Consider the following 22,831-nt stretch of genomic DNA (forward strand, 5'->3'; position numbering starts at 1 on the left):
GTCCTCGCAGTCACGGACGGCAGTACAGTGCAGTGAACCATCGGGTGCACCTCACCGTAGTTCAGCATAATGAACTCTGTCATCCAAAATATTGGACGGGAATGTGTCGGACCTCGACCAGCTCACGCAGTCGCTCGCCCGGAACCTGAAGCGCTGGCGCAAGGAGCGGGCCCTCACCCTCGACGCGCTCGCCGCCCGATCCGGCGTCAGCCGCGGCATGATCATCCAGATCGAGCAGGCCCGGACCAACCCCAGCGTCGGCACGACCGTCAAGCTCGCCGACGCGCTCGGCGTCTCCATCACGACCCTCCTCGACTACGAGCAGGGCCCCCAGGTCCGGATCGTCCCCCCGGACCAGGCCGTCCGCATGTGGTCCACCTCCACCGGCAGCCACACGACCCTGCTGGTCGGCACCGAGGCCCGCGGCCCCCTCGAACTGTGGTCCTGGACCCTCATGCCGGGCGACGGCAGCGCCTCCGACCCGCACCCCGACGGGACCGTCGAACTCCTCAGCGTCACCGCGGGCGTCCTCACCCTGGTCGTCGACGGCGCGGAACACCGCCTGCCCGCCGGCACCTCCGCCGTCTTCGAGGCCAACACGGGCCACGAGTACCGCAACGACGGCGACGAGCCCGCCGAGATGACGATGGCCGTCTCCATCCCGCCCGTCCGCTGACGGCCCGCACCCCGGGACCCGCCCGCGGGCCGGTCGGCCCGTACGGTGAGACGAAGGACCGGGCGCGGGCCGGTCGTTGTTAGCGTCGGCGCATGCGCGCACCCATCGGAGACTTCGCCGAAGCCCGTCCCGCCCCCGACTGCCTGGACCTGCTCACCGCCCCCGTCGCCGCCGCGGTCCGGTCCTGGACCGGCCCGGTCCCGGCCGATCGCCTGCTGTACGTGGACACCGACCCGGCCATCGCCGACACCGCCGTCTTCGTCGAGCACCACGGGTCCGACCTCCTGGACGCGTCCGCGAACTGCGTCGTGGTCGCGGGCCGGCGCGGCGAGACGACGACCCTCGCCGCGTGCGTCGTGAAGTCGGCGACACGGGTCGACGTCAACGGCGTCGTGCGCAAGCACCTCGGCGCGCGCAAGGCCTCGTTCGCCCCCGTGGACACCGCGACGGGGGAGACCGGCATGGAGTACGGCGGGATCACCCCGATCGGCCTCCCGGCCGACTGGCCCCTCCTCGTGGACGCCGCCGTCCTGGACACCGCATGGGTCCTGGTCGGCAGCGGACGCCGACGCGGCAAGCTCATCCTGCCGGGCAAGGCCTTCGCCCAACTCCCGGGCGCGGTCGTGCTGGACGGACTGGGCCTCCCCGCCGCCTGAGAGGCCCCCGCCGCGACCTCAGCCCAGGCGCGGGATCTCGATCGCGGGGCAGCGGTCCATGACCATGTCGAGGCCCGCCGCACGCGTACGGGCGAAGGCGGACTCGTCGACGACGCCCAGCTGGAACCAGACGGCCCGCGCGCCGATCTCCACCGCCTCGTCGGCGATCCCGCCCGCCTGCTCGCTGTTCACGAACACGTCCACCACGTCGACGGGGAACGGGATGTCGGCGAGCGAGGCGTACCCCCGCTCCCCGTGCACGGTCTCCGCCTTGGGGTGCACCGGCACGATCCGCTTCCCGAAGCGCTGCAGGACGGCCGCCACCCCGTACGCGGCCCGCCGCGTGTTCGTGGAGAGGCCGACCACCGCCCAGGTGTCGCCGGTGGACGTGAGGATCCGCCGTACCGTCTCCTCCTCGGAACGACCGGTCGGACCCGCGGTCTTCGTCTCGACGCCCATCGCGCTCGCTGCCTCTCCTCGGTGTGGCCCTTCCCCCACGTCAACCGGGCGCCACCTGCCGTGATTCCCGCCGACGGACCCGGTCCTCCCAGGCGCGCCGCTCCGCCTCGCGCGGGGCCTCCACCACGGACGGGAGGCCCGGGCCGAAGGTCATCACCGGACGGCTCCGGTCCCACCGGCGCCAGCCCGGGTCGCCCGTCGCCGCGAAGGACACCCAGGCCGCGTGCATCGCCGCCGCCAGCTCCCGGGGCGCGTCCGGCCCGGTCAGGGCCCGGGTCTCCGGCAGGTCGAGGGTGTCGAAGACGAAGCCGAGTTCGAGCGCGTGGCAGGCCCCCAGATCCAGCACGGGGGAGCGCCAGCCGAACTCGTAGAGGTACGTCCCCGCGTCCGCCCCCGCGCGGAGCCGGGCGTCGGCGAGGGCGTTCAGCGGGACCCGCAGCAGCTTGTCCGTGGCGAGGGCGCCCAGGACCTCGCCCGGCTTCTCCCCCGGACGTCCCGCACGGTAGACCCGGGCCGTCCGGGACGGCACCTTCGCCTTGCGCAGCAGGAGCCGCTGGACCAGCGGGCCCACCCGGTCCGTGACGCCGCTCGGCACGAACCACAGCCGGTACTCCTCGGTCGTCGTGCCCATCAGCAGGTCCACCGCGGCCGAGGCCCCGTCCGCGAGCGCCTCCGCCGGGTCGCGCGGCACCACCTCGCCGTCCACGGCGATCTGGAACGCGTGCCCGCCGGTCAGCGGCGACCCCTTGCCGGTCACCTCGGTCTGCGCCGCGAGCAGCCCGTCCCGGTCCACCCCCGCGAAGGCCTCCGCCGTGGCCGGCACCCCCAGCCGGGCCGCGATCGCCCGGGTCGTCCGGCGCGCCCGGTCGAGCGGCAGGGCGACGGGCGCCCCGCTCTGCACCACCGCCCGGTGGAGCAGCCCCTGCGCGAGCGGGGAGGCGAGCAGCGCCGCCGTGGAGACCGCCCCCGCCGACTCGCCGAAGACCGTCACCCGCCCCGGGTCGCCGCCGAAGGCCGCGACGCAGTCCCGCACCCAGGTCAGCGCGGCGATCTGGTCCCGCAGCCCGAGGTTGGCCGGGGCGTCGGGGAAGACACCGAACCCCTCGATCCCCAACCGGTAGTTGACCGAGACGAGGACGACCCCGTCCCGGGCGAAGGCGGTGCCGTCGTAGACGGGGACCGCCGAGGAGCCGTGGACGAGCGAGCCGCCGTGGATCCAGACCATCACCGGGAGCCCGGCTCCCGGACCGCCGCCGTCCCAGGGCGCCCACACGTTCAGGTTGAGGCAGCCGTCGCCCGCGACCTCGGGGTCCGGGAGCAGGGCGTCGAGCGGCGGGGCGTACGGGCGCTTCGGCGCGGTCGGCCCGAAGGCCGCGGCCTCCCGGACCCCCTCCCAGGGCTCCACCGGCTCCGGCGGCCGGAACCGCAGCGCGCCGACCGGGGGCCGCGCGTACGGCACGCCCAGGAAGGCGGCCACCCCGTCCGCCGCCGCGCCGCGCAGGGCTCCGTACCGCGTCAGGACCTCGGGTCCGCAATCCGCCATCGCTGCCGCCCTCCCTCGGGTCGTCGGAGGATCAGGCCCGCGGCCCGGCCTGCGCCACCAGCGCGCGCTTCAGGACCTTGCCCGTCGGACCGAGCGGCAGCTCCTCCACGAAGCGTACGATCCGCGGGTACTTGTGCCGGCCGAGCCGCTCGCGTGACCAGTCGACCAGCTCGTCCTCCGAGAGCGCGGCCGCGTCACCGCGGCGCACCACCACCGCGCAGACCTCCTCGCCCCTCGCGTCGTCGGGGACGCCGATCACCGCGACCTCCGAGACCGCGGGGTGCCGCACGAGCACCTCCTCGACCTCGCGCGGGTAGATGTTGAAGCCGCCCCGGATGACCAGGTCCTTCTTCCGGTCCACGATCCGCAGGAAGCCGTCGGCGTCCCGTACGCCCAGGTCACCGGTGCGGAACCAGCCGTCCACCACCGCCGCCGCGGTCGCCTCCGGGTCGTCGAGGTAGCCCGCGAAGACGTTGTGGCCGCGCACCACGACCTCCCCGATCCCGCCGTCCGCGAGCAGCCGGACCGCGTCGTCCACGGCCGCGTCCGCGATGCCGACCTCCACACCCCAGACGGGGTGGCCCACCGTGCCGGGGCGGCGGCCGAGGTGCGGCTGGTTGAAGGTCGCCACCGGCGAGGTCTCCGTCAGGCCGTACCCCTCCAGGACCTGGGTGCGGAACGTCTCCTCGAAGCGCTCCAGGACGGCGACGGGCAGCGCGGCGCCGCCCGACACGGCGGCCCGCAGGCCCTCCGGCCGTACGGCGGAGCCCGCGGCCGCCTCCACCAGCGCGTGGTACATCGTCGGCACGCCCATGAAGACCGTCACGCCCTCGTCGGCCAGCACCCGCAGGGCGGCCGGGCCGCTGAACCGCGGCATCAGCACCAGCGTCGCCCCCTGCCGGAGCGTCCCGTTCATGGCGCAGGTCTGGCCGTAGCTGTGGAACAGCGGCAGACAGCCGAGGACCACGTCCCCCGCGCCCAGCCCGAGCAGGTCCTGGGAGGTCACCGCCGCGTTCATGACGATGTTGAGATGGGTGAGCAGGGCCCCCTTCGGGCGGCCCGTCGTCCCGCTCGTGTAGAGGACCACCGCGGTGTCCGAGGGGTCCGCCGGCTCGGCCGCGAGCGCCGGGCGCGAAGCCGTGGGCGCCCCCTGGAAGGCCCGCACCCCGGCCGCGCGGGCCGCCTCGTCGGCGACGGCCCACAGCGGCCCGCCGCTGACGATGCCCACCGCGCCGCTGTGCTCCAGGACGTACCGCACCTCGTCGGCGACGAGCAGCGCGTGCACCGGGACCACCGTCGCACCGGCGGCGAGCGCCCCGTAGTACACGCGCAGGAACTCGATCGTGTTCGGGAGCAGGACGGCCAGCCGGTCGCCCGGCTTCACCCCCGCCTCGCGGAGCCCGGCGGCGCAGCGCAGCGCCTCCGTCCACAGCTCGTCGTAGGTCAGCCGGGTCGCACCCTCCACGACCGCGATCCGGTCGGGGAAGTGGCGGGCGGACTCGCCGAGGACGCCGGCGACGCTCAGTGACATGGCACGCTCCAGATAGGCGGCGTCGACCACTCCGTCGGCGCTCGGTGACACGGCACAGAATCCGCCCGGGGCAGGCCCCGGCGCCATGTGCAGGTGCACACCATGCGGCGCGTCGAGCTGGGCAGCGGCCCCGCCGTCGCGCCCGGCCCGTGGCATTCGCCAAATCCCGGCGCTACGGTGCGAGCCATGACGCACAGCTCGGACGCCCCCGGAGGGCCCCCGGGGGCGCACTCCGGCTCGGACCGCACCTCCCCGGTGCGCGCGAACGGCGCCGGCGCGCTCCGCCGCTCGCTGGCCACGGCGATGCTCGCCGACCTCGACCGGCTCACCGACCGCGCCGTCGACGACATCCGCGCCCACTCCGGCACGTACGCCTCCGGCGCCCCCGTCACCCGGGAGGACCTCTGGGAGATCTGCCGCGACAACCTGCTGCGGGCCCTGGAGGACTTCGGCGGGCTCGCCGCGACCGGCGGCGACTTCGAGTGGGCGGCCCGCGAGACCGGCCGCCGCCGCGCCGAACAGGGCGTGCCGCTCGACACCGTGCTCCGGGCCTACCGGCGCGGCGGACGGGTGCTGTGGCAGGTGATGGCCGAGTACCTCAGGGTCCGGGCCGGGCGGGACTCCGACAGCCGGGACGTCGAACTCGACATGGCGAGCGGCGTCTGGGAGACCATCGACCGCTACTCGGTCGCGATGGCCGACGCCTACCGGATCGCCCAGCTGGAACTCCAGAGCCGCCAGGACACCCGGCGCGTCGCCCTCTTCGAGGCGCTGCTCGACGGCCGCGCCGACGACCCGGCCGTCGCGGCCGCCGCCGCGGCCGCGCTCGGCGTCCCTCCGGTCGACCGCTACGTCGTGGTGGTCGCCGCCCAGGACCCGGCCGCCCCGCCGCACCCCACGCCCGCCCTGGAGGCCCGGGGCATGTGGTCGTACTGGCGCCCCCGCTCCGGCCGCTACGCCGGGATCGTCCGGCTGCCGCCGCGTGAGGCGCCCGCCGGCCGGGCCGCGGCGACCACCCCGCCCGGCGGAGCCGACCCGGCCGTCCGCGCCCTCCTCGCGGCCCTGCGGGAGCGGACCGGGGCGACCGCCGGGGTCTCGCCGGAGTTCGACCGGCTCTCCAAGGCCGGCCGGGCCCTGCGCCTGGCCGAGCAGACCCTGCGCACGCTGCCCGCCGGCAGCGGCGAGGCCGGCGTCTTCGACGACCGGCTCGCCCAGGTGCTCCTCAGCGGGCGCACCGACATCGCCGAACGGATCGTCGCCGTCCACCTCGGTCCGGTGCTCGCCACCGGCGGGGAGCGCGCCGCGCTCCTCACCACCCTGCGCGCCTGGCTCGACCACGGCTGCTCGGCCTCGCGGGCCGCCGACCAGCTCTACTGCCACCGCAACACCGTCCTCAACCGCATCGGCCGCATCGCGGAGCTCACCGGCCGCTCCAGCGAATCCGGCGAGGCCCGGCTGGGCTGGGCCCTCGCCCTGCGCGCCCTGCCCTACGCGGGCCTCGCGACCCCGCCCGAACCGGCCGCCGGGGAGCGCGAGCATGAGGCCGGGTAGCGGGCCGCCCCGACCGCCCGAGCCGGGCGGACGCGGCGGAACGTAGGCTGGCCGGATGCAGGAGCAGTACCGCACCCCTGCCCGCGAGGGTGTGCACGAGACCGAGATCAACCGCTCGCGCTTCCTCTGCGCGCTCGCGCCCGTCGCCGACGAGCGGGAGGCGCAGGAGTTCGTCGCGCGCGTCCGCAGGGAGCACCCGACCGCGAGCCACAACTGCTTCGCGTACGTCCTCGGCGCGGACGCCTCCGTCCAGAGGGCCAGCGACGACGGAGAGCCCGGCGGCACGGCCGGCACCCCGATGCTGCAGATGCTCCTGCGCCGCGAGATGCGGTACGTCGTCGCCGTCGTCACCCGCTACTACGGCGGGGTGAAGCTCGGCGCGGGCGGCCTCATCCGCGCCTACGGCGGAGTGGTCGGCGAGGCCCTCGACGCGCTCGGCACGGTGACCCGGCAGCGCTTCCGCATCGTCACGGTCACCGTCGACCACCAGCGGGCGGGAAAGCTGGAGAACGACCTGCGGGCCACCGGCAGGGCCGTCCGTGACGTGCGCTACAGCGAAGCCGTCACGATCGAGATCGGCCTCCCGGACGCGGACGTCCCCGGCTTCCGCGCCTGGCTCGCCGACGCCACCGCGGGCACGGCCTCGTTCGCACTCGGCGGCGAGGCGTACGGCGACGCCTGACCGCCGGCCCCCCCGGCCGAGGCCTCCCGGCGGAGCGGCCGAACGGCCCCGACCACACCCCCCGGCGGGATAGCGTGGAGGGCGCACAGGTACGGGAACAGCGGTGAGGAGCGGGGCACATGCGGGGTGGGACGGCATCGTGAGGCTCCTGCACACCTCGGACTGGCACCTCGGCCGCTCCTTCCACCGCGTCGGCCTCCTCGACGCCCAGGCCGCCTTCCTCGACCACCTCGTCGCGACCGTCCACGCGCACGAGGTCGACGCCGTCCTCGTCGCCGGCGACGTCTACGACCGTGCCGTGCCCCCGCTGTCGGCCGTCGAGCTCTTCGACACCGCGCTGCACCGCCTCGCCGGGGCGGGGGTGCCCACCGTGATGATCTCCGGCAACCACGACTCCGCCCGCCGCCTCGGCGTCGGCGCCGGACTCATGGAGCGCGCCGGCATCCACCTCCGCACCGATCCGGCCGGCGTCGGCACCCCCGTCGTCCTCACCGACGCCCACGGCGACGTCGCGCTCTACGGCCTGCCCTACCTCGAACCGGCCCTCGTCCGCGAACGGCTCGGCGCCGAGCGGGCCGGGCACGAGGCGGTGCTCGCCGCCGCCATGGACCGGGTCCGCGCCGACCTCGCCGCACGGCCCGCCGGCACCCGCTCCGTCGTCCTCGCCCACGCCTTCGTCGCGGGCGGCGCGCCCAGCGACAGCGAGCGGGACATCACCGTCGGCGGCGTCGCGGCCGTCCCCACCGGGGTCTTCGACGGCGTCGACTACGTCGCCCTCGGCCATCTCCACGGCAGCCAGACCGTCACCCCGCGCGTCCGGTACTCCGGATCCCCCCTCGCGTACTCCTTCTCCGAAGCGGACCACCGCAAGACCATGTGGCTCGTCGACCTCGGCCCGACCGGCCCCGACGGCGCGATCACCGCCGCCGAGCGGCTCGACTGCCCCGTCCCGCGCCCCCTCGCCCGGATCCGCGGGCGGCTCGACGACCTCCTCGCCGACCCCGCGCTCGCCCGCCACGAGCAGTCCTGGATCGAGGCCACGCTCACCGACCCGGCACGCCCCGCCGAGCCGATGAGCCGGCTCGCCGCGCGCTTCCCGCACACCCTGAACCTCGTCTTCGACCCCGAGCGGACCGCCGAGGACCCCGACGTCTCCTACGGACGGCGGCTCCGCGACCGCACCGACCAGCAGATCGCGGAGGACTTCGTGGCCCACGTCCGCGGCGGCACGGCCCTCGACGGCCCCGAGCGGGCCGTCCTCCACGGCGCCTTCGACGACGTCCGGGTCGACACGGCCGAACGCGAGGGGGGCCGATGAGGCTGCACCGCCTGGAGATCACCGCGTTCGGCCCCTTCGGCGGCACCCAGACCGTCGACTTCGACGCCCTCTCGGCCGCCGGCCTCTTCCTCCTCCACGGGCCCACCGGAGCCGGCAAGACCTCCGTCCTCGACGCGGTCTGCTTCGCCCTCTACGGAAGCGTGCCGGGCGTCCGGCAGACCCCCGGCGCCTCCCTGCGCAGCGACCACGCACCCGTCGGCACCCCCACCGAGGTCGTCCTCGAACTGACCGTGGGGGAGCGGCGCCTGGAGATCACCCGACGCCCGGCACAGCAGCGCCCCAAGAAGCGCGGCGACGGCTTCACCACCGAGAAGGCCCAGACCTGGCTGCGCGAGTACGACCCCGCCACCCGCGCGTGGAACGGCCTGAGCCGCTCCCACCAGGAGACCGGGGAGGAGATCACCCAGCTCGTCGGCATGAGCCGCGAGCAGTTCTGCCAGGTCGTCCTCCTCCCGCAGGGCGACTTCGCCCGCTTCCTGCGCGCCGACGCCGAGGCCCGCGGCCGGCTCCTGGGCCGGCTCTTCGACACCCGCCGCTTCGCCGCCGTGGAGGAGCGGCTCGCCGACCTCCGGCGCGCCGCGCAGCAGCAGGTCGAGGAGGGCGACGAGCGGCTCCTCGCCCTCGCCCACCGGATGGGCCAGGCCGCCGGCGGCCTCGGCGTCGCCCGCACCTCCGTCGACGGACGGCCCGGCGACCCCGGAGTCGCCGACGCCGTCCTCACCTGGGCCGCCGTCGCCCGCACGGAGGCACGCGAGACGGTCGACATCGCCCGCGTACGGCTCGACGCGGCCGAGACCCGGCGCGGGACGGCCCGCGCCGCACTCGACGCCGAGAACGACCTGGCCGCCCGCCAGGCCCGGCACGCCGACGCCCTCCGACGCCACGAGCGGCTCACCGCCCACGCCCCCGAGCGCGACCGGCTCCAGGCCGCCCTCGACCGCAGCCTCAAGGCGGACCGGGTGGCCCCCGCGCTCGGACTCCGGCAGGACGCCGAGCGCGAGCACTCCGCCGCCCACACGGACCGCGCGCGCTCCCGCGCCCAACTGCCCCCGGACCTCGCCGACGCCGGAGCCGAGCAACTCGCCGCCCGTGAGCACCGACTGCGCGCCGAACTCGGCGGACTGGAGGCCGCCCGCCGCGCCGAGCGCCGGGCCGCCGCTGTCGCCGACGAGCGCGCCGCGCTGACCCGCGAGGCCCGCGCCGACGACGACGTCCTCCGCGACACGGCGGACTGGCTCACCGGCTGGGAACCGCGCCGCGCCGCACTCGCCGAACGCGTCGAGGCCGCCCGCGACGCCGCCGCCCGCGCCGAGCACCTCGCCGGCCGCCTCGAACCCGCCCGCCGCCGCCGCGACGCCGCCCGCCGCCGCGACGCACTCGCCGAGGACACCCGGGCCGCCGAGGCGCGCCTCGGCGACGCACGCGAGCGCCGGAACGCCGCCCACGAGAGCTGGCTCGACGTCAAGTCCCGCCGCCTCGAAGGGATCGCCGCCGAACTCGCGGTCGCCCTCACCCCCGGCGACCCCTGCCAGGTCTGCGGTTCCACCGCCCACCCGGCCCCCGCGCGGACCACCGCCGACCACGTCGACCGCGCCACCGAGGAGGCCGCCTACGCCGCCTACGCCGGTGCCGAGGAGACCCGTACGGCCGCCGAGCGCGCGCTCGCCGTCACCCGCGAGTCCTGGTCCACGGCCCGCGCCGAGGTCCAGGCCGGCGCCCCGGACGGCGCGCCCGAGCCCACTGCCGGAGAACTCGCCGACGAGGTAGCCGAGTTGACGGCGCTCCACGCCGAGGCGCACGCGCTCGCCGGACAGACCCACAGCGCCCGGGAGACCCTGGCACGGGCCGATCGCGAGCACGAGGAGCGGGTCGCGGCGCAGCGGGAGGCCGAGCGGCGGGTCGCCGCGCGGACCTCGCGGCGCGAGGCCCTGGACCGCGAACAGCTCGCCCTCGACGAGGAACTCGCCCGGGGCCGCGGCGCGTTCGCCACCGTCGCCGAACACGCCACCCGGCTGGAGCGGCGGATCGCCCTCCTCGTCGACGCCACCGGCGCCGTCCGGGCCGCCGAACTCGCCGCCCAGCGCCTCAAGGAGGCCGACGACCGGCTGGCCGACGCCGCCTACCGGGCCGGCTTCGCCACCCCGGCCGAGGCCGCCGCCGCACTCCTGCGGGAGGGCGAGCGCCGCGACCACCAGCAGCGCGTCGACGCCTGGCAGGCCGAGGCCGCCGCCGTCGCCGACCGGCTCGCCGAGCCCGGCACCGCGGCCGCCGCCGCGCTGCCGCCGGCCGACCCGGCCGCGGCCGCCGCCGCCCACACCGCCGCCGAACGCGCCCTGCGCGAGGCGGACGCCGCGCTGGCCGCGGCCCGTGAGCGGGCCACCGGGCTGGCCGGACTCGCCCGGCAGGCCGCGGCCGAGGTCCGCCGCCTCGGCCCGCTCCGCGAGGAGTACGACCGGGTGGCCCGCCTCGCCGCCCTCACCGCCGGCACCTCGGCCGAGAACGAGCGGCGGATGCGCCTGGAGTCGTACGTCCTGGCCGCCCGCCTCGAACAGGTCGCCGCCGCCGCGACCGCCCGGCTCCAGCGGATGTCCGCGGGCCGCTACACCCTCGTCCACTCCGACGCGCGCGCCGGCGGCAAGCGGGCCGGACTCGGCCTGCACGTCGTCGACGCCTGGACCGGGAACGAGCGCGACACGGCCACCCTCTCGGGCGGCGAGACCTTCTTCGCCTCGCTGGCGCTCGCCCTGGGACTCGCCGACGTCGTCACGGACGAGGCGGGCGGCGTACGGCTCGACACCCTCTTCATCGACGAGGGCTTCGGCAGCCTCGACGAGCAGACGCTCGACGAGGTCCTCGACGTCCTGGACTCGCTGCGCGAGCGGGACCGCAGCGTCGGCATCGTCAGCCACGTCGGCGACCTGCGCCGCCGGATCCCGGCCCAGCTGGAGGTGGTCAAGGCGCGGCAGGGCTCGGCCGTGCGGCTGCGCACGGGCGGGGACGCGCTCAGCGGCTGAGCGAACGCCGCGGCAGCGGCGAGGAGTAGACCACGCTGGTGGTGACCGAGCCGAGCGTGGAGATCTTCCCGGTGATCTCCTCCAGGTGCCGCATGGACCGCGCGGCGACCTTGAGGACGAAGCAGTCGTCGCCCGTGACGTGGTGCGCCTCCAGGACCTCCGGGGTCGCGTCGAGCAGGTCGTGGAACGGCTTGTAGTTGCCGTGCGGATAGCGCAGCCGTACGAAGGCCAGGATCGGCAGCCCGAGCCGGTCCTGGTCGACGATCGCCGTGTACCCGGAGATCACCCCGGCCTCCTCCAGGCGCCGTACCCGCTCGGTCACCGCGGACGGCGACATCGCCACCGTCCGGGCGAGCTCGGCGAAGCTGGCGCGGCCCTCGGACTGGAGGGCTTCGAGGATGCGCCAGTCGGTGGCGTCCGGGCTGTATGCGGAGGTCATGCCCGAGGCATAGCAGGGGATTCCCCGGCCGATCAAGAGATCGGCCGGGGAATCCCACGGCGTGGTCCTCAGAGGCGCGACAGTTCCTCGACGAGGTCGTCGAGGCCCAGGGGGCCCTGCGAGAGGGCCGCCATGTGCCAGGCCTTCGCGTCGAACGCGTCGCCGTGCGCCGCCCGCGCGTTGGCCCGGCCCAGCAGCCAGGCCCGCTCGCCCAGCTTGTAGCCGATGGCCTGGCCGGGCATGGACAGGTACCGGGTCAGCTCGCTCTCCACGAAGGACGGCGGACGGCTGCTGTGCCGCTGGAAGAACTCCTGGGCGAGCTCCGGCGTCCACCGCTCGCCCGGGTGGAAGGGGGAGTCGGCCGGGATCTCCAGCCCCAGGTGCATGCCGATGTCCACGATCACCCGGCAGGCGCGCATCATCTGCCCGTCGAGGTAGCCGAGGCGCCGCTCCGCGTCGGGCAGGAAGCCGAGTTCGTCCATCAGCCGCTCCGCGTAGAGGGCCCAGCCCTCGCAGTTGGCGCTGACCTTGCCGATGGTCGCCTGGTAGCGGGAGAGGCGGTCGGCGACGTGCACCCACTGGGCCAGCTGGAGGTGGTGGCCGGGCACGCCCTCGTGGTACCAGGTCGACACCAGGTCGTAGACCGGGAAGCGGGTCACGCCGTCGACCGGGAGCCAGGTGCGGCCGGGACGGGAGAAGTCCTCGGACGGGCCGGTGTAGTACGGGGCGGCCGCGCCGCCCGCCGGGGCGATGCGGGACTCCACGCGGCGCACCCGGTCGGCGAGCTCGAAGTGCGTGCCGTCGAGGGCCTCGACGGCCTCGTCCATCAGCCGCTGGAGCCAGACCCGCACCTCGTCGACCCCCTCGACGTGGGTGCCGTGCTCGTCGAGGTGGGCGAGCGCCTCCCACGGGTCGGCGCCCGGGAGGATCCGCTCGGCCTCGGTCCGCATCTCGCCGAGCAGCCGGTGGTACTCGGTCCAGCCGTACGCGTAGGCCTGGTCGAGGTCCAGGTCCGTGCCGTTGAAGTACCGGGTCCAGCGCTGGTAGCGCTCGCGGCCCACCGTGTCGGGGGCGTCCGCCACGGCCGGGGCGTACACGTCGCGCATCCAGTCCCGCAGCGCCGCCACGGCCTCCGTGGCGACCCGGCCCGCCGCCGCCAGCTCGGCGCGCAGGGTCACGGGGAGGTCGGCCGGGGCCGCGCCGGCGAACTCCTCGAACCAGCCCGGCCGTCCGCCGTCCCCGCCGGCCCACTCGGTGAGCTGGCCGACGAAGGTGGCGGTGGGGCGCGGACCGCCGAAGCGCTTGTGCTCCAGGCCGAGGGCGAGCGCGGACCGGTAGCCGTACAGCGCGGCCGGGACGGCGCGGAGCCGGGTGGCGACCGCGGCCCAGTCCTCCTCGGTCTCCGTCGGCATCACCGTGAAGACGATCCGGACGCTGTGCGCGGGCGACCGCATATTGCTGACCGTGCAGAGGCCCTCCTCGGCCTCGAACATGGCGAGTTCCGCCGTCAGGCGCTCCCGGAGCAGCCGGGCGCACCGCCGCTCGGCCTCGCTGTCCGCGCCCGGCACGCGCTCCGCCGCGTCGAGCCGGTCGAGCGTCCGGCGGGCGAGCTCGGCCACCGCCCGCTGGCCGGCCGGCGAGAAGTCGGGCAGCAGTCCGGCGCTCTCCTTGACTCCCAGGTACGTACCGGTGATCGGGTCGAGGGCGATGAGTGCGTCGACGTGTTCGTCGGCGACCTGGCGGGGCAGCGGGCTGCTGGAAGTCTCTGGCATGGGGGCCATCCTGGCGTCTTCGGCACCTCGCGTCACCCTCGTCGAGGCTCAGTCGGCTGACATGGAGGGGCTCGAAGCGGGCGGCAGGAGCGGGCCGCACTCCCACTCCTGGAAGATCAGCCGCGTCTCGACGCGGGCCACCTCCCGGCGCGAGGTGAACTCGTCGAGGACGAGTCGTTGCAGGTCGGCGGGGTCCGCCACGGCCACGTGGACCAGGTAGTCGTCGGGTCCGGTCAGATGGAACAGGGCCCGGGACTCCGGCAGGCCCCGGATCCGGTCCACGAACGGACCGATCAGTTCCCGCCGGTGCGGCCGGACCTGGACGAGAAGGAGCGCTTCAAGCCCTCGGCCGAGTTTGGCCGGATCCAGTCGTAGTTGGTGTCCGAGGATCACGCCCGTGCGGCGCAGCCGCGCCACCCGGTCGAGGCAGGTGGAAGGCGCCACTCCGACCTCGGCGGCGAGTTCGCGGTAGGTGGTCCGGGCGTCGTTCTGCAGGAGGCGAAGAATGTGCAGATCGACCGCGTCCAGTACGACAGAATCGGCCATCTGGCGAACGTAGCACGGCGAATTCCCGCTACTTCCCGGTATCCGTTCACAGTGCCGCCATGGACGCCATGGACTGCGGCACCTCGGCCACCCCGAGGGCGCTCGCCACCGAAGCCGTGCACGCCGGCCGCGAAGACCTCGCCTCGCTCGGTCTGCACGCCCCGCCGATCGACCTGTCCACCACCTACCCCTCGTACGACGCCCGGGCCGAGGCCGCCCGGATCGACGAGTTCGCCACCACCGGGGCCCGGCTGGACGGACCGCCGGTCTACGCCCGGCTCGACAACCCGACGGTCGCCCGCTTCGAGGAGGCCCTCGCCCGTCTGGAGGGCGCCGAGGCCGCCGTCGCGTTCGCCAGCGGCATGGCGGCCCTCACCGCCGTCCTCCTCGCCCGGGCGAGCCAGGGGCTGCGCCATGTCGTCGCGGTCCGTCCGCTGTACGGCTGCAGCGACCACCTGCTCGACGCGGGGCTGCTCGGCACCGAGGTGACCTGGACCGACCCCGCGGGTGTGGCGGACGCGATCCGGCCCGACACCGGTCTCGTCATGGTGGAGTCGCCCGCCAACCCGACCCTGGCCGAGGCCGACATCCGCGCCCTCGCCCACTCCTGCGGCTCCGTGCCGCTCCTGGTCGACAACACGTTCGCGACGCCCGTGCTCCAGCGCCCGGTCGAGCAGGGCGCCCGCATCGTGCTGCACAGCGCGACCAAGTACCTCGGCGGCCACGGCGACGTGATGGGCGGCGTCGTCGCCTGCGACGAGGAGTTCGCCCGTACCCTCCGCCAGGTCCGCTTCGCCACCGGCGGGGTGCTCCACCCGCTGGCCGGCTACCTGCTGCTGCGGGGCCTCTCCACCCTGCCGGTACGGGTCCGGGCCGCGTCCGGCACGGCGGCGGAGCTCGTCCGGCGACTCGCCACCGACCCCCGCATCGCGCAGGTCCACTACCCGCGGATCGGCGGCGCCATGATCGCCTTCGAGGTGTACGGCGACCCGCACGACGTCATCGCCGGCGTCCGGCTCATCACCCCCGCCGTCAGCCTCGGCAGCGTCGACACCCTCATCCAGCACCCGGCCTCCATCAGCCACCGCATCGTGGCCGAGGGCGACCGGCGCTCGGCGGGCGTCAGCGACCGCCTGCTGAGGATGTCGGTGGGCCTGGAGGACGTCGAGGACCTCTGGCGGGACCTGACCTGGGCGCTCAGCGCTCCGCCGGCCGCGCCCCTTCGCGCGGCTGCTGCTCCGTCTCCCGGTGCTGCGGCCGGTCGGCCGGTCGCGGTGCCGAGGCCAGCCGGGCTGTGATCACCAGGGTGCCCTCCTCGATCTGGTAGTCCAGGGGCAGGTTGAGCGCCCGCATGGCGGCCACCATCCCGGTGTTGGACGACTGCGTCACGGCGTACACGCTCGCGCATCCGGCCTCCTCGGCCATCGCCACCAGCCTGCCGAGGAGCTCGGAGCCGATGCCCCGGCGCTGCCAGTCGTCCTCCACCATCAGCGCCACCTCGGTCTCGTCGCCGTCCCAGAGCAGGTGCCCGAGGGCGACGAGCCGGCCCGAGGCGGTCTGGACGGCGAGGGTGCGGCCGAAGCGGGGGCTGAGCAGGTGGTCGAGGTAGCGGTCGGCGTCGCCGACCGGGCCGTGGTAGCGCAGTCCGAGCGTGCGGGCCGAGCAGCGGTCGTGCATGGCGCGCGCGGCGGCCAGGTCGCGCCGGTCGGCCCGGCGGACGGTGATCTCGTTGCCCTCGGGGAGGGTCAGCACGTCCTGGCTGCGCGGCACGCGGGGGCCGAGCCGGGCGTCGAGTTCGACGAGGGCGCGGGCCCGGGCGAACTCCGTCGGGGTGAAGGGGAGGTAGGCGCGCTCCACGACGAGCGTGCCGCCGTGGGGGTCGCGCAGCCGCATCACGGTCTCCTCCAGCACGCCCTCGACCGGGGCGTGCTCGCCGGTGGGCCGGCCGGTGAGCGAGACGGCGGGCACGGAGTGCAGGGTGCAGCGGCCCAGGAGCTGGCGCAGCGCGAGCGGCAGCTCGGCCGCGTCCAGCGCCGTACGGGTGGCCAGGCCGAGGACCCGGGTGGGGGTGTCCACCAGGTCGTGGGCGTCGGCCCGTTCGGTCCAGGTGTCGCGGCCGCCGGCCGCTGCGGTCTCCCGGGTGAGGGCGTGGGCGGACAGGTCGGCCGGGGCCCGGAGCAGGAACTCGTCCACCGTGCCGTCGGCGAGCGGATGGGTCTGGAGGGTCAGGATGTCCACGCCCAGGCGGGCGAGGACCGTGCACAGGGCGGCGAGGCTGCCCGGTGCGTCCGCGACGGTGGTCCGCATCCGCCACAGCGCGGTCTCGACGGGCACCGCGGGCGCGGCCTCCCCGTCGGCCGCCGGCGCCTCGCCGGCGCCCTCGGGGCGGGCCGCCGCGGGATGCCCGCCGGTGTGTCCGGCGGGCGGGGCATGGCTCGCATGGCTCCGCCTCCGCGCCCACCAGGTGTGGAAGGCGGCGGTGGCGACCAGCGCGATCGCCGAGAACACCAGGAGCGAGGGGCCGTCGGGCCCCTTGGCGATGGTCTTGGCGATCGTGTCGGCCACCACCACCGCGGTGAACAGCGCGGCCAGCTCGATCAGGTCGTGCCGCCAGTGGTGCGGACGGCGGGTGCTCTTCGAGGACGTCACATCGGTCATGACCTCACTGTGACCCAACGGTGTTGCGTGATCACGAACGCTTTGTGACTGACGGGTTAAGCGCCCATCTAGCGGCTTAAAGAACGATTCAGACCGTTTCTGTCAGAGGCTGATCGGCCTCCCGGCGGAGTGCACCCGACAGCCGCTTCGCCTGGACGACGAACTGGGCGGAACTCCGCGTCGAGGCCAGCGCCTCCAGCCCGGCCACCTCGCCCGCGGCCCCGCACCGCTCCACGCAGTCCGCCGCGACCGCGAGGACCTCGCCCAGACCCCGGACCTGCTTCTCCGCGCCCAGCAGTTCCGGGAGCAGCGGCTCCAGGACCGCCCAGACCGTGCCGTACGCGCCCGTGGCCGCCGACGTCCGCAGCGCGTCCGCCAGCCGGTTCGGCTTCACCGAGCCCTCCAGCACCAGCCACGCCAGCTCCGTACCGAGCTGGCGGGCGTCCAGGTCGCCCCGCGACGCGAGGACGAGCAGCGCGTCCACCGCGCGCAGCCGGTCGTCCGCGTCCGGGCAGCCCAGACCGAACGCCAGCGCCAGATGGACGGAACGGCCCACCGGGCCGCCCGCCTCGGCGAGAGCCGTGAGCGGCTCGGCCAGGCCCCGCTGGTCGCCGTCGGCCCCCGACGCGAGGGAGGACAGGACGCACGCCGCCACGAACTCGCGGTCCACCGGCAGCGCCGCGGACCAGTGCGCCCGCGTGTCCAGCCAGTGGTAGCAGCGCCGGGGCGTCGCCCGCAGCTCACCGCCCAGCCAGCGGAACGCGGCCGGGAACTCCTCGCGCAGCACGGCCCGCTCGCCGATCTCGACGACGATCCGTTCCGCCAGCCACCACTTCTGCGAGGCCTGGTCCTTCCCCCGGGGCAGGAACCGCACCCGCGTCCCCAGCGGCTCCTCCGTCCGCAGCCACACGGCGAGCCGCCGGCCCGCCGCCGTGCCCAGCGCCTCGGCCCGCTCGGCCGCCTCCGCCGCCGCGGGCGCGGTCCGCCCGACCCGCAGCAGCGCCTGGGCGAAGTCCGCCGGAGCCGGCTCCACCCCCGCGTCCCCGTAGGCCCGCAGCCGCTCCACCAGCACCTCCGGGGCGATCTCCCCGGTGTGCAGCGTCGGCGCGGCGAGCAGGAACGGCAGCGCGTCCGAGCCGACCAGAGCGGCCATCTCCCACAGGCGCGCCTCGAGGAGACCCGACAGCGCCTCGTGGTGGCAGGCCGTCCGGTCGTTCCCCTTCGCACGCCCGGAGTCGACACGCCACCCGGGCAGCAGCCCCAGCAGCCCCGCGAGCACCACCTCCGCGTCGTGCGTGTAGTGGCTGAAGTAGTACTCGTGGGTCCAGTGCTCCGTCGGGAACGCCTCGCGGACCGCCGCCTCCAGCCCCGCCCGGTCGTGCCGCGCGAGCCGCACCAGACCGTCGAGCGTCCGCTCGAACGCCGCCGGGTCGTCGGACCGGCCCCGCGTCACCAGCTCCTCCACCAGCTCCTCCACCGAGGCCGCCGGAGGCGCCACCGGCTCCCGCTCCGGCACCGGCGGCAGGACCTCCTCGTACGGGACGCCGGCCTCCGCCTCCAGGTCCGCCCCGAACAGCTCGACGGCCGCCGGACGGTGCACCGGACTCAGCAGCCCGGCCTGCTCGGCGAGCTCGCGGCGCACGGAGGCCTCCACCCGTCCCGCATGGCGGCCCACCAGCTTCAGCGCCCGCTCCTGGATCGTGGTGTCCTCGTGCCCGAAGGCCTCCGCCACGGCCGGCAGCAGTTCCTCCGCCGCACCGGGCTCCCGCGCCAGCACCTTCCCGACCAGCGTCAACTGGGCCCGCACCAGCTTCTTCTCGGTACGGAACAGCACCCCGCCCGTCATCTCGGCCAGCGTCCCCGCCGACAGCGCGCCCTCGGCGGCCAGCCCCGCGAGCACCTCCTGGGCGTACGCCGCGACCGGGGACGGCGCGTCCGCCGTCATCCCGATCCAGTCGGGGACCCGCTCCCGGCGCTCGGCGGCGCCCGGTTCGACGAGCCGCAGCACCTCCAGCGGGAACCGCAGGTCCCGGGCCCGGCCGCCGCGCAGCAGCCGGGAGACGCACAGGTCCACCACCTGGGCCCGGTCGAGCACGCCCTCCGCGACGAGCGTCGCGAGCGCGGTCGGCCAGTGCGTCGGCGACTCGGGACCGACCGACCAGGTCAGCCGGTCGGGCGTCTCGGACATGGCGAGCGCGTGCGGCACCAGCACCCGCGTGTGCGCGTCCTCCCGCAGCCGCGCGAGCAGCCGCGAGTCGGTGATCTCCCGCGTCCAGGCGAGGACGTAGCCGTCGGTCGCCGGGACCGCGCACCCCGAGCGCTCCACGAGTCCCCGGATCAGCCCGTAACTGCTCTCCGCCACGGCCGTCCGCGCCGCCAGCCGCTGCGCCACGTCCGCCGTCCACGCCGGGTCCCGGTCGGCGAGCACCGACAGGACCAGGCCCCCGTCCTCGGAGCGCCGGCTCAGCAGGTCGCGCCCGCCGAGCCAGGCCGCCGTCGCCGCGGCACCCGTCTGACAGCCCGCGCCCGCCACGTACAGCGCCCGCCGGACGGCGGTCGCCTCGGTCCACCGCTTCCAGTCCCAGCCGCGCACCTCGGAGCGCAGGGCCTTCAGCGGGCCCAGGGCGCTCTTCCGGGCCGCGGCGTCCAGCGGCTCCAGCAGGGCCGGCACCTTGTGGGCGCGCCCCGCACGCACCGCCGCGAGCAACTGCTCGACCGGGGTGCCCCCCTCCGTACCGCCCGCGACCTCCGTGCCCTTCCCCGCCCCGCGCACCACCGCACTCCTCACCTTCGTCATCATGTCGCCCACCACTCTGTTCACCAGGCCGTCCGTCACCTCGGCACCCCCACCGCTCGCCGTCATCGCACCGCTCCCGCGACCGCCGCGCCCCCGCCCGGCCCGGGCACCGCGCCCCGCCGGACCATCCGCACCGCCAGCGCGTGCTTGCACGGACCCCGCCGGCCGCGGTAGTCGGCCCACCACTGGCAGGTGCAGCTCAGCACCCCGTCCGACTCCCGCACCCGGTAGCGCCGCTCGCCCGAGGCCACCGTCGCCAGTGCGCCCTCGACGGTCACCGCGCCCTCCGCGACCAGCCGGCGGGCGCTCAGCAGGCGCGGGTTGTGCCGCTCGGCGCGGTCCGCGTCGTACGGCAGCTCCCGGTGGAAGTACGCCGCGTCCGCCACGTCGTAGCCCACCCGCCCGGCCGTGCCGAGCCGGGTCAGCGCCGCCCGCACCCGGTCGATCGTGAGCCCGGCCTGCGCCGCGAGGTCGGCCGGGTCGACCCGCGGCTCCCAGGCGAGGAGCACCGCGACCAGCTCGGCGTCCTGCGCGGCCTCCTCCGTCGCCAGCGCCTCCAGGACCCCGCCCTCCCCGGAGAAGCCCCGGGCGGGGTCGGGCGACAGCGTCAGCGTCAGCCGCATCCCCGGCAGGAGCACCTCCCAGGCGCTCGCCGTGGCCAGGGCGCCGTCCGGCACCGGCCCGTACACCCGCAGCCCCTTCGCGTGCCGCAGCACCCGCTCCAGGGCGACCAGCCGGTCGGGCCCCGGCAGGCACACCGCTCCCGCGCCCGGCCGGGTCGTCGGCCGCAGCGTCCGGCCGGACTGGACGACCCACACCGGACCGCGCCCGCGCGCCTGGTTGCGCGGCAGGGACCGGAGGAAGCGGACGGCCTCCGCCCCGCTCAGCTCGGCCCGCAGATCGAACCGGGCGGAGGCGACCTGCGCCTCGGCGAAGCCCCGCAGCCAGCGGTCCGGCAGCGGCACCTTCTTCTCGACCACGGCGCCCGCGAGCGTGGTCACCGCCATCTCCTCCGGTCCCACCCGGAGATGCAGCGGGTCGTCCCCCGTCATCCGCGACAGCGCTTCGCGCAGCGGGTCGTTGACGTCGACGTTCGTGGTGCCGTGCCCGGTCTCCGTACCGCCGAGGCCCTCGTCGAGGACGTCCAGGCGGGCGTACACCCCGCCGCAGCCGGAGAAGGACTCGAACCGCAGCCGGTCGCCGTTCCCCGTCACCACCGGGTCGAGCGAACCCGGCCGTATCCGCTGGTGATAGCGGGCCGCGGCCACGTCGGCGACCGCGAGCAGGCCGCGGGCGGCGACCTGCGGAGAGGCCAGGAAGCCGGCGAAGAAGCGGGGGTGGGCCTCGGCCCCGCGGGGCGTGAGACCCCCCGCCGTCTCCAGACCGAGCAGCCGGCCGGAGCCCGTGGACTCCAGCGCGGAAGGGCGGACATAGGCGAGTGCCTGTACGGATCGCGTCATGGGAGGGACGTTAGGACCCGCCACTGACAATCACCGCGGGGCCGGCTCCACGGCGGCCTCCGCGGCCGCCGGGAACCGGCCCCGTACCCCCTCCGACCAGGCGTCACTGCCCGACGCGACCCGGCTGCAGCACCGTGCTGAACAGCACGGTCCCGCCCTCCGCCCGCAGACGGACCGTCAGTTCCCCGCTGTGGCCGTCGATGTCGACCTCTCCGAAGTACTGCGGGCTCTCCATCGGCGACAGGTTGCCCCGCTCGGGCGCCCGGACGAACACCCGCTCCGGACCGAACGTCGCGTCCAGCGCGCTGGCCGGGAACCCGCCCGCGGCCAGCGGCCCGGAGACGAACTCCCAGAACGGCGCGAAGTCCTGGAAGGCCGCCCGCTCCGGCGCGTAGTGCTGCGCGGAGGTGTGGTGCACGTCCGCCGTGAGCCACAGGGTGCCGGTGATCCTCCGGTGCTTGACGAACCGCAGCAGCTCCGCGATCTGCAGCTCGCGGCCCAGGGGCGCGCCCGGATCGCCCTGCGCCACCGCCTCGATGTTCGCGCCGTCCGGGACGACCAGGCCGAGCGGCATGTCGGCCGCGAGGACCTTCCACACCGCCGTGGACGCGGCCAGCTCCCGCTTGAGCCAGGCGAGCTGCTCGGCGCCCAGGATGCCGGTCGTGTCGTCGGCCTGCCGCCCGGGCGAGTTGGCGTTCCGGAACGAGCGCATGTCGAGCACGAACACGTCGAGCAGCGGCCCGTACCGCACCACGCGGTGCATCCGGGACGTCCGCGACCCCACGCGCGCGTGCAGCGTCGACACCGGCGTGTACTCGCCGAAGGCGCGCAGGGCCCGCGCGGCGAGCACGTCCACGTCCTTCTCCGTGTAGCGCGCGTCGTCCAGGATCTGGCCCGGGTACCAGTTGTTCCGCACCTCGTGGTCGTCCCACTGCGTCACCGTCGGCACCTGCGCGTTGAACGCCCGGACGTTGTGGTCGAGGAGGTTGTAGCGGAAGTTCCCCCGGTACTCGTCGAGGGTCTCCGCGACCTTCGACTTCTCGGGCGTCGTGACGTTCCGCCAGATCCGTCCGTCGGGCAGCGTCACACGGGGCTGCAGCGGCCCGTCGGCGTAGATCGAGTCGCCGCTGCACAGGAAGAAGTCCGGGTCGAGACGGCGCATCTCCTCGTACGCGCGGAAGCCGCCGATGTCCGGGTTGATGCCCCAGCCCTGCCCGGCGACGTCCCCCGACCAGAGGAAGCGGACGCCGTCCCGGCGCCGTTCGGGGGCGGTGCGGAAGGTGCCGGTGATCCGCTCGCCCGTCCGCCGCGGGTCGTCGGGGTCGGCGAGCGTGACCCGGTAGTGGATCTGCTCGCCGGCCGGCAGCCCCCGCAGCGGGACGGTGCCGGTGAAGTCCGTGCCCGTGCCGAGCAGCGGCCCGTGGTGGCGGCGCACGCGGCGGAACGACTCGCTCGCCGAGGTCTCCACGAGCATGCGCGCCGGCCGGTCCGAGCGCACCCACACCAGCCCCGAGGACGACGTGACGTCGCCCGTCTGCACGCCCCACCCGGCGCGGGGCCGGCCCGACAGCGCGAACGCCGGGGCGGCGAGACCGGAACCACCGAGGGCGAGCGCCGCCGACGCGGCGAGCGAACCGCGCAGCACGCCGCGACGGGCGGGGGAGGGGGAACGGCCGGGTGCGGACTGGGACATGCGGGTCCTCCGAGG

Annotated in this window: 17 protein-coding genes; 7 read left to right on the forward strand and 10 right to left on the reverse strand. The window is 75.7% G+C overall.

What is annotated here, in order from left to right; all coding sequences use genetic code 11:
- The first annotated feature begins 103 nt into the window (after positions 1 to 103).
- Positions 104 to 676 carry a helix-turn-helix domain-containing protein gene (locus tag ACY0MR_RS30680; protein ID WP_361861076.1) on the forward strand — a complete coding sequence of 191 codons (573 nt, stop codon included), beginning with the start codon at positions 104 to 106 and terminating at the stop codon, positions 674 to 676.
- 92 nt (positions 677 to 768) lie between these two features.
- Entirely contained in the window at positions 769 to 1,332 is a 564-nt protein-coding gene (locus ACY0MR_RS30685) for a YbaK/EbsC family protein (RefSeq protein WP_404086117.1), read from the forward strand.
- A gap of 18 nt (positions 1,333 to 1,350) precedes the next feature.
- Here the strand turns inward: ACY0MR_RS30685 and ACY0MR_RS30690 are convergent, their stop codons facing one another.
- From ACY0MR_RS30690 to ACY0MR_RS30700, 3 genes are read right to left on the reverse strand one after another with little or no spacing between them, the layout of a single operon-like run.
- A complete protein-coding gene (locus tag ACY0MR_RS30690) occupies positions 1,351 to 1,791 on the reverse strand; it encodes a CoA-binding protein (RefSeq protein ID WP_473556529.1) in 441 nt (146 codons plus the stop codon).
- Between the two features lie 40 nt (positions 1,792 to 1,831).
- Positions 1,832 to 3,334, reverse strand: coding sequence for a carboxylesterase/lipase family protein (locus tag ACY0MR_RS30695; RefSeq protein WP_473556531.1), 1,503 nt, complete (start codon positions 3,332 to 3,334; stop codon positions 1,832 to 1,834).
- 31 nt (positions 3,335 to 3,365) lie between these two features.
- Positions 3,366 to 4,865, reverse strand: a complete 1,500-nt coding sequence (locus ACY0MR_RS30700) for a long-chain-fatty-acid--CoA ligase (RefSeq protein ID WP_473561927.1) — start codon at positions 4,863 to 4,865, stop codon at positions 3,366 to 3,368.
- Positions 4,866 to 5,051: 186 nt separating this feature from the next.
- Here ACY0MR_RS30700 and ACY0MR_RS30705 point away from each other — a divergent pair, with 186 nt between their 5' ends.
- The 4 genes from ACY0MR_RS30705 to ACY0MR_RS30720 all read left to right on the forward strand — a co-directional run bounded on the left by ACY0MR_RS30705 (position 5,052) and on the right by ACY0MR_RS30720 (position 11,451).
- Positions 5,052 to 6,416 (forward strand): PucR family transcriptional regulator, encoded by a 1,365-nt coding sequence (locus tag ACY0MR_RS30705; RefSeq protein WP_473556534.1) that lies wholly within the window; start codon positions 5,052 to 5,054, stop codon positions 6,414 to 6,416.
- Between the two features lie 55 nt (positions 6,417 to 6,471).
- Positions 6,472 to 7,098, forward strand: coding sequence for a YigZ family protein (locus ACY0MR_RS30710; RefSeq protein WP_473556536.1), 627 nt, complete (start codon positions 6,472 to 6,474; stop codon positions 7,096 to 7,098).
- Positions 7,099 to 7,237: 139 nt separating this feature from the next.
- Positions 7,238 to 8,416, forward strand: a complete 1,179-nt coding sequence (locus tag ACY0MR_RS30715) for an exonuclease SbcCD subunit D (protein ID WP_473556539.1) — start codon at positions 7,238 to 7,240, stop codon at positions 8,414 to 8,416.
- Positions 8,413 to 11,451, forward strand: coding sequence for an AAA family ATPase (locus tag ACY0MR_RS30720; RefSeq protein WP_473556541.1), 3,039 nt, complete (start codon positions 8,413 to 8,415; stop codon positions 11,449 to 11,451). The genes ACY0MR_RS30715 and ACY0MR_RS30720 overlap by 4 nt, the downstream gene beginning before the upstream one ends.
- On the opposite strand, the gene ACY0MR_RS30725 is transcribed toward ACY0MR_RS30720, so the two are convergent.
- The 3 genes from ACY0MR_RS30725 to ACY0MR_RS30735 form a co-directional block, all read right to left on the reverse strand.
- Positions 11,441 to 11,890: an Lrp/AsnC family transcriptional regulator gene (locus ACY0MR_RS30725; RefSeq protein ID WP_361857624.1), complete on the reverse strand. Its 450-nt coding sequence runs from the start codon at positions 11,888 to 11,890 to the stop codon at positions 11,441 to 11,443. The two genes, ACY0MR_RS30720 and ACY0MR_RS30725, sit on opposite strands and share 11 nt — an antisense overlap.
- 68 nt (positions 11,891 to 11,958) lie before the next feature.
- Positions 11,959 to 13,662, reverse strand: a complete 1,704-nt coding sequence (locus tag ACY0MR_RS30730; RefSeq protein WP_388805232.1) for a DUF885 domain-containing protein — start codon at positions 13,660 to 13,662, stop codon at positions 11,959 to 11,961.
- A gap of 48 nt (positions 13,663 to 13,710) precedes the next feature.
- The gene (locus tag ACY0MR_RS30735) at positions 13,711 to 14,208 is read right to left on the reverse strand and encodes an Lrp/AsnC family transcriptional regulator (RefSeq protein ID WP_361857619.1); all 498 of its coding nucleotides are present in this window, start codon (positions 14,206 to 14,208) and stop codon (positions 13,711 to 13,713) included.
- A gap of 59 nt (positions 14,209 to 14,267) precedes the next feature.
- On the opposite strand from ACY0MR_RS30735, the gene ACY0MR_RS30740 reads away from it, so the two are divergent.
- Positions 14,268 to 15,506 (forward strand): trans-sulfuration enzyme family protein, encoded by a 1,239-nt coding sequence (locus ACY0MR_RS30740; RefSeq protein ID WP_361857617.1) that lies wholly within the window; start codon positions 14,268 to 14,270, stop codon positions 15,504 to 15,506.
- Here ACY0MR_RS30740 and ACY0MR_RS30745 read toward each other — a convergent pair.
- The 4 genes from ACY0MR_RS30745 to ACY0MR_RS30760 all read right to left on the reverse strand — a co-directional run bounded on the left by ACY0MR_RS30745 (position 15,406) and on the right by ACY0MR_RS30760 (position 22,816).
- Entirely contained in the window at positions 15,406 to 16,866 is a 1,461-nt protein-coding gene (locus tag ACY0MR_RS30745) for a GNAT family N-acetyltransferase (protein ID WP_388805226.1), read from the reverse strand. The two genes, ACY0MR_RS30740 and ACY0MR_RS30745, sit on opposite strands and share 101 nt — an antisense overlap.
- Before the next feature lie 88 nt (positions 16,867 to 16,954).
- Complete coding sequence (locus tag ACY0MR_RS30750; RefSeq protein WP_473556545.1) at positions 16,955 to 19,729, reverse strand: DUF7824 domain-containing protein; 2,775 nt, start codon at positions 19,727 to 19,729, stop codon at positions 16,955 to 16,957.
- The gene (locus tag ACY0MR_RS30755) at positions 19,726 to 21,123 is read right to left on the reverse strand and encodes an SWIM zinc finger family protein (protein WP_473556547.1); all 1,398 of its coding nucleotides are present in this window, start codon (positions 21,121 to 21,123) and stop codon (positions 19,726 to 19,728) included. The genes ACY0MR_RS30750 and ACY0MR_RS30755 overlap by 4 nt, the downstream gene beginning before the upstream one ends.
- 103 nt (positions 21,124 to 21,226) lie before the next feature.
- Positions 21,227 to 22,816 carry an alkaline phosphatase D family protein gene (locus ACY0MR_RS30760; protein ID WP_473556549.1) on the reverse strand — a complete coding sequence of 530 codons (1,590 nt, stop codon included), beginning with the start codon at positions 22,814 to 22,816 and terminating at the stop codon, positions 21,227 to 21,229.
- Positions 22,817 to 22,831 lie beyond the last annotated feature (15 nt).

It is taken from the genome of Streptomyces sp. JN8 (assembly GCF_055808075.1).